12 protein-coding genes and 1 other RNA gene are annotated in these 19,087 nt (G+C 61.3%); 5 read left to right on the top strand and 8 right to left on the bottom strand.

Annotated features, from left to right (window positions below; translation table 11 throughout):
* Positions 1-52: 52 nt before the first annotated feature.
* From AB4N98_RS19920 to AB4N98_RS19890, 7 genes are all read right to left on the bottom strand, one after another.
* On the bottom strand, positions 53-994 hold the full coding sequence (locus tag AB4N98_RS19920) for an N-acetylmuramidase family protein (RefSeq protein WP_065878184.1): 942 nt from the start codon (positions 992-994) through the stop codon (positions 53-55).
* Positions 995-1,202: 208 nt separating this feature from the next.
* An RNA gene (ffs, locus tag AB4N98_RS19915) (signal recognition particle sRNA small type) lies at positions 1,203-1,299 on the bottom strand.
* A gap of 115 nt (positions 1,300-1,414) precedes the next feature.
* A complete protein-coding gene (locus tag AB4N98_RS19910; RefSeq protein WP_017527483.1) occupies positions 1,415-2,578 on the bottom strand; it encodes a zinc-binding metallopeptidase family protein in 1,164 nt (387 codons plus the stop codon).
* 116 nt (positions 2,579-2,694) lie between these two features.
* The gene (ligA, locus tag AB4N98_RS19905) at positions 2,695-5,061 is read right to left on the bottom strand and encodes an NAD-dependent DNA ligase LigA (protein WP_460148877.1); all 2,367 of its coding nucleotides are present in this window, start codon (positions 5,059-5,061) and stop codon (positions 2,695-2,697) included.
* Positions 5,062-5,148: 87 nt separating this feature from the next.
* A complete protein-coding gene (gene zipA / locus AB4N98_RS19900; RefSeq protein ID WP_460148876.1) occupies positions 5,149-6,018 on the bottom strand; it encodes a cell division protein ZipA in 870 nt (289 codons plus the stop codon).
* A gap of 259 nt (positions 6,019-6,277) precedes the next feature.
* Positions 6,278-9,766: a chromosome segregation protein SMC gene (gene smc, locus AB4N98_RS19895; RefSeq protein ID WP_460148875.1), complete on the bottom strand. Its 3,489-nt coding sequence runs from the start codon at positions 9,764-9,766 to the stop codon at positions 6,278-6,280.
* Positions 9,767-9,768: 2 nt separating this feature from the next.
* Positions 9,769-10,428: a GntR family transcriptional regulator gene (locus AB4N98_RS19890; RefSeq protein ID WP_017527479.1), complete on the bottom strand. Its 660-nt coding sequence runs from the start codon at positions 10,426-10,428 to the stop codon at positions 9,769-9,771.
* A gap of 280 nt (positions 10,429-10,708) precedes the next feature.
* On the opposite strand from AB4N98_RS19890, the gene xdhA reads away from it, so the two are divergent.
* From xdhA to guaD, 4 genes are read left to right on the top strand one after another with little or no spacing between them, the layout of a single operon-like run.
* Entirely contained in the window at positions 10,709-12,157 is a 1,449-nt protein-coding gene (gene xdhA / locus AB4N98_RS19885) for a xanthine dehydrogenase small subunit (protein WP_065878191.1), read from the top strand.
* Positions 12,150-14,549 carry a xanthine dehydrogenase molybdopterin binding subunit gene (xdhB, locus tag AB4N98_RS19880; protein ID WP_460148874.1) on the top strand — a complete coding sequence of 800 codons (2,400 nt, stop codon included), beginning with the start codon at positions 12,150-12,152 and terminating at the stop codon, positions 14,547-14,549. The genes xdhA and xdhB overlap by 8 nt, the downstream gene beginning before the upstream one ends.
* A 52-nt stretch (positions 14,550-14,601) precedes the next feature.
* Complete coding sequence (gene xdhC, locus AB4N98_RS19875; RefSeq protein ID WP_065878193.1) at positions 14,602-15,444, top strand: xanthine dehydrogenase accessory protein XdhC; 843 nt, start codon at positions 14,602-14,604, stop codon at positions 15,442-15,444.
* Between the two features lie 7 nt (positions 15,445-15,451).
* The gene (gene guaD, locus AB4N98_RS19870) at positions 15,452-16,756 is read left to right on the top strand and encodes a guanine deaminase (protein WP_223494739.1); all 1,305 of its coding nucleotides are present in this window, start codon (positions 15,452-15,454) and stop codon (positions 16,754-16,756) included.
* A gap of 126 nt (positions 16,757-16,882) precedes the next feature.
* Here the strand turns inward: guaD and AB4N98_RS19865 are convergent, their stop codons facing one another.
* Positions 16,883-17,647, bottom strand: coding sequence for a GntR family transcriptional regulator (locus tag AB4N98_RS19865; protein ID WP_015885332.1), 765 nt, complete (start codon positions 17,645-17,647; stop codon positions 16,883-16,885).
* Positions 17,648-17,880: 233 nt separating this feature from the next.
* Between AB4N98_RS19865 and AB4N98_RS19860 the strand changes: the two genes are divergently transcribed.
* Positions 17,881-19,071 (top strand): benzoate/H(+) symporter BenE family transporter, encoded by a 1,191-nt coding sequence (locus AB4N98_RS19860; protein WP_017527474.1) that lies wholly within the window; start codon positions 17,881-17,883, stop codon positions 19,069-19,071.
* Positions 19,072-19,087 lie beyond the last annotated feature (16 nt).

The following is a 19,087-nucleotide window of genomic DNA, read 5'->3' as shown; positions in this document are numbered from 1 at the left end:
TTGAGTTGTCCAGTGATCGCCTCAGACGTTGTGAAACACCCATCATGCTCGGCTATTTTTTCTTTTCCAGCGCGTCATAGGCTTTTTGGATACGCCGGTCATAGTCGCCATAGTCTGCTCCGTTGTAATACCGAGCCATGCCGGCAAAATCCTTATTCTTCATGGCCTTGATCAACGCAGGGCTTTTGCGGCAAAACCCGACGAACGCGATCAATTGCTGGCCGGCATTGAGTTTCATCGCCGTGACAAAATCGACCACCGACTTATAACCACACGCGGCGTAATTGAAGCCCATGATCTGAAACATCCCATAAGACACCGACATCAGCGCTGCGTCCGCGTCCAGGTTATACGCCGCGGCCAGCGTGGCCCAAGCCGTTACCTGAGTCTTGTTATTGGCACGCCATTGCGCACCGGCCTTTTCCACATAAGGGTACGAAAGAAAAGGATAGGCCTTGTCGAATCTATGCTGTGTGTACCTGCGGAAGATGTGCCCTTCATAGGCGATCACGGGCATTAATGTTGGCCCGAACCCGGAACGCCCACCGGACTCCACCGTGGCGAACGCCTTGAGGATATTCACCGAAATACCGTTGCCCAATACAGCGGCGGCGCTTTGAAAGTCCGCGTCTGTCAGCGCTACATGACCGTCGCACACAGGCGTGGTGACCAACGGTGATTTACCTGGCGCGGCGAGCGGCATGCCGCGACTTGCCTTGTGCGCATCTTCGACCAGGCGGTTGAACGTCCGGCCGGCCGGGTCAATCACCCCGTCGGGATGCGTGAACTGGAGGCGATTGGATTGATAGTCCTTGATGCGTTGAAGCAATAAAGGGCCGCACTTGCCGTCGACCACCAGCAGCGAAGCGGATGCGGGCGTGATCAAATTAAACAGACGTTGAACGGCTTGAACATCGGCAAGCACATTGCGCGCCTTGCCTGGGGTGCCGACTGAGGCACTGAGGGATTCGGGAACACCTTGAACACTCGTCATGGCACTTATCCTTATTGATTAAAGGAGTGCCATCACTTCTTCACTACTCCAGCACGGGGTCGCTTACACGATTCAAGCTAGCAGGTGGTTAAGGGTTTTCCAGCGATAGGTCGTCGCCACTGCATAAAAATCGGCAGATGGGCGTAAAAAAAAGTTTTTTGGTTTGAAACAGGCAGGGTTGCCACAAGGAAGAGCGTTATGGAGGCAACCCCACCAGCCACACCCCGGCACACAATGTTCCCGCTGTGGCTGCTGCCTTCCGGCTCTGACCAGGTTCACGGGTAATCGTTGCGGGGGGACCGATGGAGTCACCATAACGATGCCTGCCTCTCGGCAAGCGGGGCCATTGTACCGATCTGATCGGAAGTTACAACCGTTGGTTTTGGATTAAAAAATCAAGGGGTTCAAGTACTTGTCGCCCTACAGAATCACAGCCTCATCCGCCCTGCCACCCTCTTGCTGGATCACCAGGTGAATAAAGTGCAGCTTGGCGATCACCGCCGGGGGCAGCACGAAGGGGTAGAAATCCGGCTGGCCCATGCTGCGTGACAGCTCGTTGAGCATGGCGGCCAGTTCGATCCAGGCGTTGATGAACGACAGAAACGCCGGGCCGCCGGGGTGTTGAGGGTCGTAGAGGGTGGTGAGCGGAAACGGCTGATATTCCAGGTCCATCTCGCGAGCGCTCATGCCAAAGCCCAGGGCAGTGTCGACGGCGTCCATCATGTGCAGGTAATGGGCCCAGGTTTCGGCCCAGTCTTCCCAAGGGTGCATGGTGGCGTAAGCGCTGACGCAGGTGTGCTGCCAATCCGGGCGCGGGCCGTTCTGGTAATGCTGGTCGAGCGCGTCGGCATAACTGGCGCGCTCGTCACCGAACAACTGGCGAAACGGCTCCAGCCAGTGAGCAGTGGCGATCAACCGATCCCAGTAGTAATGGCCGACTTCATGGCGAAAATGGCCGAGCAACGTGCGATAAGGCTCGCGCATCTGCACGCGGATTTTCTCACGGTGGGCGTCGTCGGCCTCTTTGATGTCCAGGGTGATCAGGCCGTTCGCGTGGCCGGTCATGGGCGCGTTGCCTTCGAGGTCAATGCCGACGAAATCGAACGCCAGGCCAGTGTCTTCGTCAACGCGCTTGGGCACCACTTGCAGGCCAAGGCTGATCAGTTGCGCTACCAGCCGGCGCTTGGCGGTCTCGACTTTGAGCCAGCGCTCGTGGTTTTCCGGCATCGACAGATCGGGAATGGTGCGGTTGAGGCTGCAGGCGACACACAGCGTTGCGGTGCTATGAGCGGGGATCAGCCAGTTGCAGGCGGCCGGAGTGTCAAGGTTGGCGCAGCGGCGGAAGGCGCCTGCGTCGAGGTTGCCGTCTTGTAGCCAGGTGCCTTCGACAGGGCCGGGTTGCAGGGAAGACAAACGACTCTGCTGCGGCTGATAGCCCAACAGCGCCTGGCAGGCCAGGCACTGGCTGTTGCGAAAGAACAGCGATTGGCCGCAGCGGCACTGCCAGACCTTGCTGTCACGCGAGGTGTCGGCCATGAACGGTGCGGCGATGCGCGAACTGAGTTGCTCGAAGTAGCGGAACATGGCGATCTCTCCCTGGATGACTGAGACTAGATCATCTGGGGGTTGGGATCGTTCCACTTTGTTTGGTGCTGCCTGGCGGCCCGGCGCGGGGCAAGCCCGCTACCACAGGCGCCGCGTCAGAGCACAATGTTGTGTTTGGCAAGGAACGCGACAAACGCCTCTTCGTCCAGCACCTTCAACCCCAGTTCGCTGGCCTTGGCCAGCTTTGAACCGGCACCCGGCCCGGCGACCACGCAATGGGTTTTCGCCGACACCGAGCCTGCCACTTTGGCGCCCAGGCTTTCGAGTTTTTCCTTGGCCACGTCGCGGCTCATCAGCTCCAGGGAGCCCGTGAGCACCCAGGTGTGGCCTGCCTCAGGCAAGCCTTCGACGACCTTCTTCTCGCTCTGCCAGTGCATGCCGAAATCCTTGAGCTGCTGCTCGATGGCCAGGGCATGACGGGCGTTTTCGGCATTGTCGAAGAAGTCCCGTACGGCCTTGGCCTGCTTCTCGGGCAGCGCCTGGCGCATGTCCAGCCAGTCGGCCTGGATCACGCCTTCGAGGCTGCCGAACTTGTCCGCGAGTTTCTGCGCGGCGCCCGGGCCCACGCTGGGTACGTGCAATTTATCGAGCAAACCGCCCAAGGTAGTGCTGGCGGCAAATTCGGCGCTCAGCTCCCCCTGGTCCTGCAACTGCAGGCCGCATTCGTGCGGCGACAGCAGCGCGCCGATCACCTGTTGGTTATGGCTGTCTTCAAAGAAGCTGTGGATCTCGTGCGCCACTTCCAGGCCCACGTCGGGCAAATACGTCAGTACTTCGGGCAAGGCCTTCTGCACGCGTTCCAGGGACGCCAGGGAGCGCGCCAGCACCTTGGCGGTCTCCTCGCCCACATCGGGAATGCCCAAGGCATAGATAAACCGCGCCAGGGTCGGCGCCTTGCTGTTTTCGATGGCCGCAATCAGCTTCTTGCTGGAAATATCGGCAAAGCCTTCCAGGTCGATGATCTGCTCGTATTTGAGTTTGTAGAGGTCTGCCGGCGAACCGATGAGTTTTTCATCCACCAGCTGCTCGATGGTTTTATCGCCCAGGCCGTCGATGTCCATGGCCCGGCGCGAGACAAAATGGATGATCGCCTGCTTGAGCTGCGCACCGCAGGCCAGCCGGCCGACGCAGCGGTAAACCGCGCCTTCGCTGACGGTTTCCTTGCCCTTGCTGCGCTTGACCAGTTGCGTGCGCTCCACATGAGAGCCGCATACCGGGCAGCTCTGCGGGATCTGCACGGCGCGGGCGTCTTGCGGACGGCGCTCAGTGACCACCGACACCACCTGCGGGATCACGTCACCGGCACGGCGGATGATCACGGTATCGCCGATCATCAGGCCCAGGCGCGCGACTTCGTCCATGTTGTGCAAGGTGGCGTTGGACACGGTTACCCCGGCGACCTTGACCGGCTTCAAGCGCGCCACCGGGGTGACGGCGCCTGTGCGGCCGACCTGGAACTCCACGTCGAGCAGCTCGGTAAGTTCTTCCATGGCCGGGAATTTATGCGCGATGGCCCAACGCGGCTCCCGCGCACGGAAGCCCAGTTCGCGCTGGGAGGCGATGCTGTTGACCTTGAACACCACGCCGTCGATTTCATAGGGCAGGCTGTTACGCCGCTCGCCGATGTCGCGGTAGTAATCCAGGCACTCCTGAATCCCCTTGGCCAGCTTCAGCTCGTGGCTGATGGGCATGCCCCACTTCTGCAACTGCTTCAGGTTGCCGATATGGGTGTCGCTGATGTCGGCGGTCACCTGGCCGATGCCATAACAGCAGAATTCCAGCGGGCGGCTGGCGGTGATCTTTGAATCCAACTGGCGCAGGCTGCCGGCGGCGGCGTTGCGCGGGTTGGCGAAGGTCTTGCCGCCCACCTCCAGTTGCGAGGCGTTAAGCCGCTCGAAACCGGCCTTGGACATGAACACTTCGCCGCGCACTTCCAGGGTCGCCGGCCAGCCGCTGCCGTGCAGCTTCAACGGAATATTGCGCACGGTGCGCACGTTGACGCTGATGTCTTCGCCAGTGGTGCCGTCGCCACGGGTGGCGCCGCGCACCAGCTCGCCGTCCTGGTACAGCAGGCTGACCGCCAGGCCGTCCAGCTTGGGTTCGCAGCTGTATTCCACCGCCGCGCCACCACCAAACAGATCGCCCACCGGCAGGTCGAGGCCTTCGGTGACCCGGCGGTCAAACTCCAGCATGGTGGTTTCGTCAAAGGCGTTGCCCAGGCTGAGCATCGGGATCTCGTGCCTGACCTGGGTGAACGCCGACAACGCCGCACTGCCGACCCGCTGCGTCGGTGAATCACGCGTCACCAGGTCTGGGTGCTCGGCCTCCAGGGCCTTGAGCTCGTGGAACAGGCGGTCGTATTCGGCGTCCGGAATGCTCGGCTCGTCGAGGACGTGGTAACGGTAGTTGTGCTGATCCAGTTCAGCGCGCAGTTCGAGGATGCGGGTATGGGCGGCGGTCATGGGTGTTCTCTCATAAAGCAAAAGAGCAGCCGAAGCTGCTCAAATGTTGGTGCGCTTAATTCTATCGACAACGCTGGAAACCAAACCTCAGCGTTTCTGTGTCAGGGCGCGACGCTCGAATTCGACGATGCGCTGACGGTAGTGTTCGATGGTCTGGGCGGTGAGGACGCTGCGTTGGTCGTCCTTGAGCTCGCCGTTGAGTTCCTGCGACAGCTTGCGGGCAGCGGCCACCATCACGTCGAACGCTTGCTTGGGGTGACGCGGGCCTGGCAAGCCAAGGAAGAAACTCACCGCGGGCGTGCTGAACAGGTCGATATCGTCCAGGTCGAAGGTACCCGGCTTGACCGCGTTGGCCATGGAGAACAGCACTTCACCGTTACCGGCCATGCTTTCATGACGGTGGAAGATGTCCATCTCGCCGAAACGCAGGCCACTTTCGAGGATGTTCTGCAGCAGTGCCGGGCCCTTGAAGCCGGCGGCGTCGCGGCAGATTACGCTGATCACCAATACTTCTTCGGCGGCCGGCTGATCGTTGACCGACTGACGTGGCGCGCTGGAGGTCTTGCCGGTGTTTTCATCCGGGAAATCATTATCGCGGCTGCTGAAGCTCGGGCCTTCGTCCACATCCAGGTTCAGGTCGCCCTGATGCGGCTCGGCGGCGCCGGTATTGCCACGCTTGCCACGTTTGGACGACGGCTCGCGGGCTTCGCGCAACGGCGCGCTCATCGACGGCAAGTCGTGCTCGTCCAGCTGCGGCTCTTTATGCGTATCCAGCACACGGGGCGGCCCCAGCAGCTCGGCGCTGCCGTCGTCGTCGGGCAAGTTGGACAGGTTGCGGTCCAGACGGAATTTGAGCTTGCCCTTGCCACCGCGCATGCGGCGCCAGCCATCAAAAAGAATACCGGCAATGACAATAATGCCGATGACGATCAGCCACTCGCGCAGACCGATTTCCATGTAATCCCGTGCCTCTAATAAAAAATGCTGAAAAATAAGGGGTTTAGCACCGTGCAAACCGCTTTAAAACGTGGCGCCAACTCTATGTTCTGAATGGCGTTTTGCCCACGCACACGAAAAATTGACATTAAACTAGCACGACCAAAGATAACTTTACACCGTCTGTCAAAATGCCTTGAACAAATATGTCCATTTGCCACTTTCGCCAAGCCGGTAAATCGCCCTACGCCGTGCTAAGAAAATTCTCAGTCAGCGTGGGTCAGGACTCCACCATCGCCATCGCCTCTTCGACATCCACCGCGACCAAACGCGAACAGCCCGGCTCGTGCATCGTCACCCCCATCAACTGATCGGCCATTTCCATGGCGATCTTGTTGTGGGTGATATAGATGAACTGCACGGTCTGGGACATCTCTTTGACCAGTCGCGCATAGCGTCCCACGTTCGCGTCATCCAACGGGGCATCCACTTCGTCGAGCATGCAAAACGGCGCCGGGTTCAACTTGAAGATGGCAAATACCAGGGCCAATGCAGTCAGGGCTTTCTCGCCGCCGGACAACAAATGGATGGTGCTGTTCTTCTTGCCCGGAGGCCGCGCCATGATCGTTACCCCTGTATCGAGTAGATCTTCGCCCGTCAGTTCCAAGTAGGCGCTGCCTCCACCGAAAACTTTTGGGAATAACGCCTGTAAACCGCCATTAATCTGATCAAAGGTATCTTTGAAGCGGTTGCGGGTTTCCTTGTCGATCTTGCGGATCACATTTTCCAGGGTGTCCAGCGCTTCGACCAAGTCGGCGTCCTGGGCATCCAGATAACGTTTGCGCTCGGACTGCTGCTGGTACTCGTCAATCGCGGCGAGGTTGATCGCGCCCAGGCGCTGGATACGCGCGGCAATCCGCTCAAGTTCTTCTTCGGCGTCTTTCTCATTGGCCTGGGCGGTCAGCGTGTTGAGCACGCCGTGCAAGTCGTAGCCGTCTTCGAGCAGTTGGTCTTGCAGGGTTTTGCGGCGCACGGTCAGGGCTTGCCATTCCATGCGCTGTTGTTCCAGCTGGCTGCGAATCAATTGGGATTGCTGCTCGGCCTGGGTCCGGCGTTTTTCCGCATCGCGCAGTTCGCGGTCGGCATCTTCCAGGGCGATTTGTGCAGTCTTGAGCTCTTCGTCGACGGTCATGCGCTTGTCGAGCAACTCTTCAAGCTTCAGGCGCAGTTCTTCCAGCGGCGCTTCGCCCTCCTCCAGGTTGAGGCTCAGTTGCTCGCGCTTTTCGGTGAGGCGCTCGGACTGCATCTCCAGGCGCTCAAGGGCCTGGGCGGTGGACGCGTGCTGGGCGCGCAGCGAGCCGAGGCGCACCGCCAGTTGATGCGCGTGGTCCTTGTGCTGGCGCGCTTCCTGGCGCACACGGTCGAGGCGTTCGCGCAGACTGTCGCGCTGGGCCAGCAGCAATTCGCGCTGCTCGGTGTCCAGCGCCATGCTGTCGAGGGCTTCCTGCAAGTGCAGGCGTGCTTCGCCGATCTGTTCGTGCTCCAGGGCGCGCTGCTCACCCATCTCAGCCACTTCTTCGTCGAGGCGGGTGCGGCGCAGGGTCAGTTGCTCGGCCTTGGCCTTGCTGGCCGACAGTTGTGCTTTCAATTCGCCCTGCTGGCGCGCTTCGTCCTGCAACAGGCGGCGCAGGTGTTCGCGGCCGGTCTCTTGCTGGCGCTGGGTGGCGCGCAGGGTTTGCAATTCGGTTTCCAGGCTGTGCAGGGTGGCTTCGCGCTCTTCACGCTCGGCGGTCAGGTTGACGATTTCCTGGCCTCGGGCCAATACGCCGCTCTCTGCCTCGCTGGCGCGACTCACCCGCAGAAAGTGCCGGCCCACCCAATAACCGTCGCGGCTGATCAAGCTTTCGCCGGCGGCCAGTTGACCGCGCCCGGCCAGGGCCTGCTCCAGGGAGTCCACCGGCTTGACCTGGCCCAACCACGGCGACAGGTCAATCGCGGCCTCGACCTTGTCCAGCAGGCTACCCGGCATCCGCGTGCCATCGGCGGCGGGGCTGAGCAAACGCAGATCGCCCTGGGCAAACCCGGCCAGGTCGAAGCCGCCAAAATCATCCACCAGCACCGCTTGCAGGTCAGCGCCCAGCACGGTTTCTACCGCCAGTTCCCAGCCGGCGTCCACCTTCAAACCTTCGGCCAGGCGCGGGCGCTCGGCCAAGTGTTGGTCGCGCAGCCATTCGGCGGTGCCGGTGCCAGGGTCCAGGGCGGCTTGCTGCAAGGCCTCAAGCGACGCCAGCCGGCCATTGAGGCGCTGCAAATCGCCTTGGGCCTGCTGTTGCGCCTGGGTCGCCTGTTGCAGTTGTTGACGCAATTGCTCCAGGCGCTCCACTTGCTGTTCTTCGCTGGCCTCCAGCTCTTCGAGGGTCATTTCGCTTTCGGCCAGTTGCTCGCTCAGCGCCATGATCGCCGCGTCTTCCGGGTCGGCGGCGAGCAATACGCGCTCTTCCTGCAAGCGACGCTGGCGCTCGGCCAGGCGCTCCATGCTGGTTTCCAGTTGCTGGATGCGCGACTGCTGCACCTCGGCCTGGCGACGCGGCTCGGCCGATTGCAGGTTGAAGGCGTCCCACTGCTCCTGCCAGCCGTGCATGGTGGTTTCGGCTTCTTCCAGGGCAGCGGCAGCCTCTTCGGCGGCGGCGCTGGTGACTTCCTGCTCGGGGGTGAGCAGGTCCAGCTCTTCGCCGAGGGTCAGCAGCAAGGTGCGGTCATGGCCCAGGTGAGATTCAGTCTCCAGGCGCGCGCGTTCGGCCTCCTTGAGATCGTCCTGTAACTGGCGCAGACGCTGCTGACCGTGCTGGATGCTCTGCTCCACGCGAGCAATATCGCCGCCCACCGAATAGAAGCGGCCCTGCACCAGATTGAAGCGCTCGGACAGGTCATGGTGGCCATCACGCAGGCGTTCGATGCTGGCGTCGGCATTGCGCTGCTCGGCCACCAGCGCTTCGAAGCTGATTTCCTGGGTGCCGATGATCGCTTCGCGCTGGCCCACTTGATCGTTCAAGGCCTGCCAGCGCAGGGCCGACAGTTGCGCCTTGAGCTGGCGTTCTTCGCCCTTGTATTCCTGGTATTTCTCGGCCGCCTGGGCCTGGCGATGCAGGCGCTCCAACTGGCGCTCCAACTCTTCGCGCAGGTCGGTCAGGCGAGCGAGGTTTTCGTGGGTACGGCGGATGCGGTTTTCGGTCTCGCGGCGGCGCTCCTTGTACTTGGAGATGCCGGCCGCTTCTTCGATAAAGTTACGCAAGTCTTCGGGCTTGGCTTCGATCAGCTTGGAGATCATGCCCTGCTCGATGATCGAGTAGCTGCGTGGCCCAAGCCCCGTGCCGAGGAAGATATCGGTGATGTCGCGTCGCCGGCACTTGGTGCCGTTGAGGAAGTAGCTGTTCTGGCTGTCGCGCGTGACTTTGCGGCGGATGGAGATTTCCGCGTAGGCCGCGTATTCGCCGATCAGAGTGCCGTCGGAGTTGTCGAACACCAGTTCGATACTGGCCTGGCTTACCGGTTTGCGGCTGGTGGAGCCGTTGAAGATGACGTCGGTCATCGACTCGCCGCGCAGGTTTTTCGCCGAGCTCTCGCCCATCACCCAACGTACGGCATCGATGATGTTCGACTTGCCGCAACCATTGGGCCCGACCACCGCCGCCATGTTACTGGGGAAGTTCACCGTGGTCGGGTCGACGAAGGATTTGAACCCCGCCAACTTGATGCACTTGAGCCGCACGCTTAGGCGTCCGCCAACGCTGCGATAACCAAGGAACTGCTGCGCTGGCAGTAGGCCGACAACACCAGGCGGATCTGCGGCAGGTCCCGGGCCAGCACGGCGGCGAGCAGTTGCTCGAACAACGCCAGGTACTCGCTCATGGACGCTTTGCGCTGATCCAGGGCCAGGTAATAAGCGCGGTTCATCGCCGGTTGCAGGTTCTCGACGGTTTCCTGCAGATACGGGTTGTTGGCGAAGGGGTACGCGGCGCGCATCACGTTGAAGCACTCTTCGACAAAGGCGCGGATGTCCTGGCGCTCGAAATTGCTTACCAGGCGCTGCTGGATCTGCACGAACGGCGCCATGTCGGCCTGAGTCTGCCAGCCCAGGGCAACCGCATTGCCGAGCAGGATATACAGCTCACTCATCAGCGTGCACAGGCTCTGCACCTTGTGCGCGGTGAGCTCGGTGACGTGCGCGCCCCGGCGCGGCAGGATCGCGATGAGGTGGCGCCGCTCGAGGATCAGCAAGGCTTCGCGCACGGAACCACGGCTGACATTGAGCGCCAGCGTGACTTTCTGTTCCTGGATCCGTTCCCCAGGCTTGAGATCGCCGCGAATGATGCGTTCGGCGAGGTGGTGAGCGATTTGCTCGGCGAGACTGTCCGGCGCCTTGAACGTCATGTTTTCCCTTCAAAATCTTCTATCGGTACAAGCGCGGCAGTGTAGCGCATTGGCCCGCTGATGGCGCTACGCCCACGGGGGCGAATTTGGCATGAAATAAGCAGACGTGAACCGCCACACACCGCCAAAAACAACGGTTGCAGAAGACTGAACCATAATTGAACAGGTTGTGATCGCAATTTCTTGACCCTTAGGTCAGAAAACCATTGACCGAAAAGTCAGACATGACTAGATTCGGCGCAAAGCGGTTAACAACAATAATGAGTCTGCGAGGCCTTCCGTGATCCAGTTTTTACTCAACCAGGAACTCCGTAGCGAGCACGCCCTGGACCCCAACCTGACCGTGCTCAACTATTTGCGTGAGCATGTGGGCAAGCCCGGCACCAAGGAAGGCTGCGCCAGCGGCGATTGCGGCGCGTGCACCGTGGTGGTCGGCGAGTTGCATACCGACGATCAAGGCGCCGAGCGGATCCGTTATCGCAGCCTCAATTCGTGCCTGACCTTTGTCTCGTCGCTGCACGGCAAGCAGCTGATCAGCGTCGAAGACCTCAAGCACCAGGGCCAACTGCATAGCGTGCAGCAGGCCATGGTCGAGTGCCACGGCTCACAGTGCGGCTTTTGCACACCGGGTTTTGTGATGTCGTTGTTTGCCCTGCAAAAGAACAGCGACACCCCCGACAGCGCCAAGGCCCACGAAGCCCTGGCCGGCAACCTGTGCCGCTGCACCGGTTACCGGCCGATCCTCGCCGCCGCCGAACAAGCTTGCTGCAACAAGCCGCAGGACCAGTTCGACAGCCGCCAGGCCGAGACCATTGCCCGCCTCAAGGCCATCGCCCCCACGCAAACCGGCGAACTCAACAGCGGCGACAAACGCTGCCTGGTGCCGCTCACCGTGGCCGACCTAGCCGATCTCTATGACGCCTACCCGCAAGCGCGCTTGCTGGCCGGCGGTACCGACCTGGCGCTGGAAGTCACGCAGTTTCACCGCGTGCTGCCGGTGATGATCTACGTGGGCAATATCGAAGAGATGAAGCGCATCGAGTCGTTCGACGACCGCCTGGAAATCGGCGCCGCCACACCGCTGTCCGATTGCTACGGCGCGCTGCACCACGAATACCCGGACTTCGGCGATTTGCTGCACCGCTTCGCCTCCCTGCAAATCCGCAACCAGGGCACCCTGGGCGGCAATATCGGCAACGCCTCGCCGATAGGTGACTCGCCGCCGCTGTTGATCGCCCTGGGCGCGCAGATCGTGCTGTGCAAGGGTGAAGCCCGACGTACGCTGGCGCTGGAAGACTACTTTATCGACTACCGCGTCACCGCCCGCCAGGACAGCGAATTTATCGAAAAAATCATCGTGCCCAAGGGCCATGCTCTGTTCCGTGCCTACAAGGTCTCCAAGCGTCTGGACGATGATATTTCAGCGGTGTGCGCAGCCTTCAACCTTAAGCTCGACAACGGCGTGGTCAGCGATGCACGCGTGGCGTTCGGCGGCATGGCGGCCACGCCAAAACGCGCCAAGCACTGCGAAAGCGTACTGATCGGCGCCACCTGGAACGCCGCCACCGTGGAAAAAGCCTGCGCCGCCCTCGCCGAGGATTTCACCCCGCTGTCGGACTTTCGCGCCAGCAAGGAATACCGCCTGCTCAGCGCCCAGAACCTGCTGCGCAAATACTTCATCGAACTGCAAACGCCGCACATCGAGACTCGGGTGACCGCTTATGTCTAACCATCACGCCGTGGAAAAAACCCAGGCCGAACTCGCCCAATTGTTCGCCCAGGACCTGACCACCGGGGTAGGTCGCAGCGTCAAGCATGACAGCGCCGCCAAGCACGTCAGCGGTGAAGCGCAGTACATTGATGACCGCCTGGAATTCCCCAACCAATTGCACCTGTATGCGCGCATGTCCGACCGCGCCCACGCGAAAATCCTCAGTATCGACACCGCGCCGTGCTACGCCTTTGACGGCGTGCGCATCGTCATCACCCACGAAGACGTACCGGGCCTCAAAGACATCGGCCCGCTGCTGCCCGGCGACCCGCTGCTGGCCATCGACACGGTGCAGTTCGTCGGCCAGGTGGTGCTGGCGGTGGCCGCCCGCGACCTGGACACCGCACGCAAGGCCGCGATGGCCGCCGTGATCGAATATGAAGACCTGGCGCCGGTGCTGGATGTGATCGAGGCCTATCGCAACAAGCACTTCGTGCTCGACAGCCACACCCACCAACGCGGTGATTCGGCGGGCGCACTGGCCACCGCGAAACACCGTATCCAGGGCACGCTGCATATCGGCGGCCAGGAACACTTCTACCTGGAAACCCAGATCTCTTCGGTAATGCCTACCGAAGACGGCGGCATGATCGTCTACTGCTCCACGCAAAACCCCACCGAAGTGCAAAAGCTGGTGGCCGAAGTACTCGACGTGTCGATGAACAAGATCGTCGTCGACATGCGCCGCATGGGCGGTGGTTTTGGCGGCAAGGAAACCCAAGCGGCCAGCCCGGCATGCCTGTGCGCGGTGGTCGCGCGCCTGACCGGCCAACCGACCAAAATGCGCCTGCCACGCGTGGAAGACATGCTGATGACCGGCAAGCGCCATCCCTTCTACATCGAATACGACGTGGGTTTTGACGACAACGGGCGCCTGCACGGCATCAACCTGGAGTTGGCGGGCAACTGCGGCTGCTCGCCGGACCTGTCCAACTCGATTGTCGACCGGGCCATGTTCCACGCCGATAATGCGTATTACCTGGGCGACGCCACCGTCAACGGCCACCGCTGCAAGACCAACACCGCGTCCAACACCGCCTACCGTGGCTTCGGTGGCCCGCAAGGCATGGTCGCCATCGAGGAAGTGATGGACGCCATCGCCCGGCATCTGGCGCTGGACCCGCTGGCAGTGCGCAAGGCCAACTACTACGGCAAGACCGAGCGTAACGTCACCCACTACTACCAGACCGTCGAGCACAACATGCTCGAAGAAATGACCGCCGAGCTTGAGGCCAGCAGCCAGTACGCCGAGCGCCGCGAAGCGGTTCGCCTGTACAACGCGCACAGCCCGATCCTCAAGAAAGGCCTGGCGCTGACCCCGGTGAAATTCGGGATCTCGTTCACCGCCAGCTTCCTCAACCAGGCCGGCGCGCTGATCCATATCTACACTGACGGCAGCATCCACCTGAACCACGGCGGCACCGAAATGGGCCAGGGCCTGAATACCAAGGTCGCCCAGGTGGTGGCCGAGGTGTTCCAGGTCGACATCGACCGCGTGCAGATCACCGCCACCAACACCGACAAGGTTCCCAACACCTCGCCGACCGCCGCCTCCAGCGGTGCAGACCTGAACGGCAAGGCCGCGCAGAACGCCGCCGAAACCATCAAGCAGCGCCTGGTGGAATTTGCCGCGCGCAAGTACGACGTGAGCGAAGCCGACGTGCAATTCCATAACGGGCATGTGCGCGTGCGCGAGCAGATCCTGACCTTCGAGACGTTGATCCAGCAGGCGTATTTCGCCCAGGTGTCGCTGTCGAGCACCGGTTTCTACAAGACCCCGAAAATCTTCTACGACCGCAGCCAGTCCCGTGGGCGTCCGTTCTATTACTACGCCTTTGGCGCGGCCTGCTGCGAAGTGATCGTCGACACCCTGACCGGTGAATACAAAATGCTGCGCACCGATATCCTCCACGACGTCGGCGCCTCGTTGAACCCGGCCATCGACATCGGCCAGGTGGAAGGCGGCTTCATCCAGGGCATGGGCTGGCTGACCATGGAAGAGTTGGTGTGGAACGACAAGGGCAAGCTGATGACGAATGGCCCCGCCAGCTACAAGATCCCGGCCGTGGCCGACATGCCGCTGGACCTGCGCGTGAAGCTGGTGGAAAACCGCAAGAACCCGGAAGACACGGTGTTCCATTCCAAGGCTGTGGGCGAACCGCCGTTCATGCTCGGGATTGCGTCGTGGTGCGCGATCAAGGATGCCGTGGCGAGCCTGGCTGACTATCGCCAGCAGCCCCAGATCGATGCGCCGGCGACGCCGGAGCGGGTGTTGTGGGGATGCGAGCAGATGCGGCGGTTGCAGGCGGTTGTGCCTGTAGAGACTGAAACCGAATCGGCTTCGCTTTAGGACCGAGGCGCTGCCCCCGATAGCGGCCTGGCAGACACCACAAGAGGTGACTATGAACAACTGGATCAGCGCCCTCGCCGACCTGCAACACCGTGGCGAACCCTGCGTACTCGTGACCATCATCGAAGAACTCGGCTCCACGCCGCGCAACGCCGGCTCCAAGATGGTGATCAGCGCCACGCAGACCTTCGACACCATCGGCGGCGGGCACCTGGAATACAAAGCCATGCAGCTCGCCCGCGATATGCTCGCGCACGGCCGGCAGACCACCCATCTGGAGCGCTTCAGCCTCGGCGCCAGCCTGGGCCAATGCTGCGGCGGCGCGACCGTGCTGCTGTTCGAACCCATGGGCCGGGTGCAGGCGCAGATCGCGGTGTTTGGCGCCGGCCATGTCGGCCGTGCGCTGGTGCCTTTGCTGGCAAGCCTGCCGTGCCGAGTGCGCTGGATCGACTCACGCGAGCAGGAGTTTCCGGAAAATATTCCTCCGGGCGTACGTAAAATCGTTAGCGACGAGCCGGTGGACGAAATTGCCGACTTGCCCATGGGCAGTTACTGCATCGTCATGACGCACAATCACGCGCTGGACCTGGAACTCACCGCCGCCCTGCTCAAACGCAATGACTTTGCCTACTTCGGCCTGATCGGTTCGAAGACCAAACGTGTGAAGTTCGAACACCGCCTGCGTGATCGCGGCTTCGACGCCGCGCAATTGCAACGCATGCATTGCCCCATGGGCCTCACCGAGGTGAAGGGCAAATTGCCGGTGGAGATTGCCATCTCCATCGCCGGGGAAATCATCGCCACCTACAACGCCCATTTCGGCCAGCACACCGCGAACGCCGAACCCATTGCCAAACTGCTGCCGGCTTCGCGTCGCAGCCAAGCTATCAATTGAGAACAGCATGCCTTTGACTCGCAAAGCCTACCGCGCCGCCATCCTGCACAGCCTCGCCGACCCCGCCGAAGTGGGCATCGAAGCGTCCTACGAATATTTCGAAGACGGCCTGCTGGTAATCGATAACGGCCAGATCAGCGCCATCGGCCACGCCAGCGACCTGCTGCCGACCCTGCCGGCCGATATCGACATCACCCATTACCAGGACGCACTGATCACCCCAGGCCTGATCGACACCCATATCCACCTGCCGCAAACCGGCATGGTCGGCGCCTATGGCGAACAGTTGCTGGATTGGCTCAACACCTACACGTTCCCGTGTGAAAGCCAGTTCGCCGACAAGGCCCATGCCGAAGAAGTGGCGGACATTTTTATCAAGGAACTGCTGCGCAACGGCACCACCACCGCGCTGGTATTCGGCAGCGTGCACCCGCAATCGGTGAATGCTTTTTTTGAAGCGGCCGAGAAGCTCGACCTGCGCATGATCGCCGGCAAGGTGATGATGGACCGCAACGCGCCGGACTACCTCACCGACACCGCCGAATCCGGCTACCAGCAAAGCAAGGCACTGATCGAGCGCTGGCACGGCAAGGGCCGCCTGCACTATGCGGTCACGCCGCGGTTCGCGCCGACCAGCACGCCGGAACAATTGGCATTGGCCGGGCAACTGCTGGGGGAATACCCGGATCTGTACATGCAGACCCACATCAGTGAGAACAAACAGGAAGTCGAATGGGTGAAAGCGTTGTTCCCCGAGCGCAGCGGCTATCTGGATGTGTATGACCACTACAACCTGCTGGGCGAGCGTTCGGTGTTTGCCCACGGCGTACACCTGTGCGATGACGAATGCGCGCGGCTGGCGGAGACCGGCTCGGCGGTGGCGTTCTGCCCGACGTCGAACTTCTTCCTCGGCAGTGGCTTGTTCAACCTGCCGATGGCAGAGAAACACAAATTGAATGTCGGCCTGGGCACGGACGTGGGCGGCGGCACCAGCTTTTCGCTGCTGCAAACTCTCAACGAAGCCTACAAGGTCATGCAGTTGCAGGGCGCGCGCTTGAGCCCGTTCAAATCGCTGTACCTGGCGACGCTGGGCGGCGCGCGGGCGCTGCGCCTGGAAGACAAGATCGGCACCTTGCAGCCGGGCACCGATGCGGATTTTCTGGTGCTGGATTATAACGCCACGCCGCTGCTGAGCTATCGCCTGAAGCAGGCCAACAACATCGCCGAGACGTTGTTTGTACTCATGACGCTGGGGGATGATCGGACGGTGTTGCAGACCTATGCCGCCGGCCAACTCGTGCATCAACGCTAGTTTCAGCCACAACACAAAACAAATGTGGGAGGGGGCTTGCTCCCGATAGCAGGGTGTCAGTCACTGAATGAGGTGACTGATACAGCACTATCGGGAGCAAGCCCTCTCCCACATTTCTGATCGGGTTTACAACTTTATAGAAGAGCGCCCCGGCTTCTTGGTCTGCAACAAATGCGAAAACACCGCATGCAAATCATCCGACGCGCTCTCTTCATCGAGGTTGAGCTTGCTGTCGATGTGATCCATGTGATGCATCATCAGGTTCACCGCCAGCGCCGCGTCGCGGGCTTCGATCGCATCGATCAATTGGGTGTGCTCATCGTAGGAACAGTGCGAGCGGTTGCCGCTTTCGTACTGGGCGATGATCAACGATGTCTGGGACACCAGGCTGCGCTGGAAGCTGATCAGCGGGGCGTTCTTGGCCGCCTCGGCCAGCTTGAGGTGGAACTCGCCGGAGAGGCGGATACCCGCACCACGGTCCCCACGGGAGAAACTGTCGCGTTCGTCATTGACCATCTGGCGCAACTCGGCCAACTGCTCGGCCGTGGCGTGTTGCACCGCCAATTCAGTGATCGCCCGCTCCACCAGCCGCCGCGCGAGGAACACCTGGCGCGCTTCTTCGACACTGGGGCTGGCAACCACCGCACCGCGATTGGGCCGCAGCAGCACCACGCCCTCATGGGCCAGGCGCGACAGGGCGCGGCGAATAATGGTGCGGCTCACGCCGAAGATTTCGCCCAGTGCCTCTTCGCTCAATTTGGTTCCGGGCGCCAGGCGTTGTTCGAGGATGGCCTCGAAGATATGTGCGTAGACGATATCGTCCTGGGTTCCGCTGCGTCCGGCCTTGCCGGCTCGCGGTTGTTTCTTGAGAGGTTGCAACTGTTCGTTCATGGGCACTCGGGTAGGGAGAACGGCGGCGAATTAACGGTAATACGGCAACTTTAGGGTAATACGGCAACAACGGGTCGCTGGCAAGTATCACCTAAAAACGTGGCACATTGTACACAACCCAATGCGCCAACACACTGTACGGCTGTTTGCGGCCTCGGCTGTATTGCAAGGGGCGGTCATGTTTGAGTTTAGGCTTGAATCTGTAATTTCTCCGGTAAAAGGAACACCTCACCATGACCGACGCCGCTCAAGCGCCCTTGCGCCCGCTGGCCGACACGTCCCCCTCGGCCATCGTCGCAGGCTTTATCGCCATGATGACCGGCTACACCAGCTCTCTGGTGCTGATGTTCCAGGCCGGCCAGGCCGCCGGCTTGACCACGGCGCAGATTTCGTCGTGGATCTGGGCGATTTCCATCGGTATGGCGGTGTGCAGCATCGGCCTGTCCCTGCGTTATCGCACGCCCATTACCATCGCCTGGTCCACGCCGGGTGCCGCGCTATTGATCACCAGCCTGGGCGGCGTGACTTATGGCGAAGCCATCGGTGCCTACATCACCTGTGCGGTGCTGGTAACCATCTGCGGGCTGACCGGCAGCTTTGAAAAACTGGTCAAGCGCATTCCGGCGTCGCTGGCGGCGGCCTTGCTCGCCGGCATTCTGTTCAAGATCGGCAGCGAGATTTTCGTCGCCGCGCAACATCGCACCGGCCTGGTGCTGGGAATGTTTTTCACTTACTTGATCATCAAGCGCCTGTCGCCGCGCTATGCGGTGCTGGCCGCGCTGGTGATCGGCACTGCACTGTCGGGTCTGATGGGGTTGCTGGATTTCAGCGGCTTTCACCTGGAAGTGGCAACGCCGGTATGGACCACGCCGCATTTTTCAGTGGCGGCGACCATCAGCATCGGCATTCCGCTGTTCGTGGTGGCGATGACCTCACAGAACATGCCGGGCGTCGCCGTGCTGCGGGCCGATGGCTACAACGTGCCGGCCTCGCCGCTGATCACCGCCACAGGCCTGGCCTCGTTGGTGCTGGCACCGTTCGGCTCCCATGGCATCAACCTGGCGGCCATCAGCGCGGCTATCTGCACCGGGCCCCATGCCCATGAAGACCGTAACAAGCGCTATACGGCAGCCGTGTGGTGCGGTGTGTTCTACGGGATTGCCGGGGTGTTCGGCGCGACGTTGGCGGCACTGTTCGCCGCGTTGCCCAAGGAACTGGTGCTGTCCATTGCGGCCTTGGCGTTGTTTGGCTCGATCATCAATGGCCTGAGCATCGCCATGAACGAGCCGAAGGAACGGGAAGCGGCGCTGATCACCTTTATGGTCACCGCGTCAGGCTTGACGTTGTTTTCCATCGGGTCGGCGTTCTGGGGAATTGTCGCGGGGGTGTTGACACTGCTGATTCTGAACTGGCGCAAGGCATAAAAAAACGGCGACCCTC

It is taken from the genome of Pseudomonas sp. S3_E10 (assembly GCF_054667615.1).
Note: the sequence above shows the minus strand (reverse complement) of the source record. Positions and strands in the feature narration are given on the sequence as shown.

What these genes read in the sequence shown, in the direction of transcription:
- AB4N98_RS19920 (WP_065878184.1), bottom strand. Translation starts at nt 994, where the DNA reads ATGACGAGTGTTCAAGGTGTTCCCGAATCCCTCAGTGCCTCAGTCGGC.
- AB4N98_RS19910 (WP_017527483.1), bottom strand. Translation starts at nt 2,578, where the DNA reads ATGTTCCGCTACTTCGAGCAACTCAGTTCGCGCATCGCCGCACCGTTC.
- ligA (WP_460148877.1), bottom strand. Translation starts at nt 5,061, where the DNA reads ATGACCGCCGCCCATACCCGCATCCTCGAACTGCGCGCTGAACTGGAT.
- zipA (WP_460148876.1), bottom strand. Translation starts at nt 6,018, where the DNA reads ATGGAAATCGGTCTGCGCGAGTGGCTGATCGTCATCGGCATTATTGTC.
- AB4N98_RS19890 (WP_017527479.1), bottom strand. Translation starts at nt 10,428, where the DNA reads ATGACGTTCAAGGCGCCGGACAGTCTCGCCGAGCAAATCGCTCACCAC.
- xdhB (WP_460148874.1), top strand. Translation starts at nt 12,150, where the DNA reads ATGTCTAACCATCACGCCGTGGAAAAAACCCAGGCCGAACTCGCCCAA.
- xdhC (WP_065878193.1), top strand. Translation starts at nt 14,602, where the DNA reads ATGAACAACTGGATCAGCGCCCTCGCCGACCTGCAACACCGTGGCGAA.
- guaD (WP_223494739.1), top strand. Translation starts at nt 15,452, where the DNA reads ATGCCTTTGACTCGCAAAGCCTACCGCGCCGCCATCCTGCACAGCCTC.
- AB4N98_RS19865 (WP_015885332.1), bottom strand. Translation starts at nt 17,647, where the DNA reads ATGAACGAACAGTTGCAACCTCTCAAGAAACAACCGCGAGCCGGCAAG.
- AB4N98_RS19860 (WP_017527474.1), top strand. Translation starts at nt 17,881, where the DNA reads ATGACCGACGCCGCTCAAGCGCCCTTGCGCCCGCTGGCCGACACGTCC.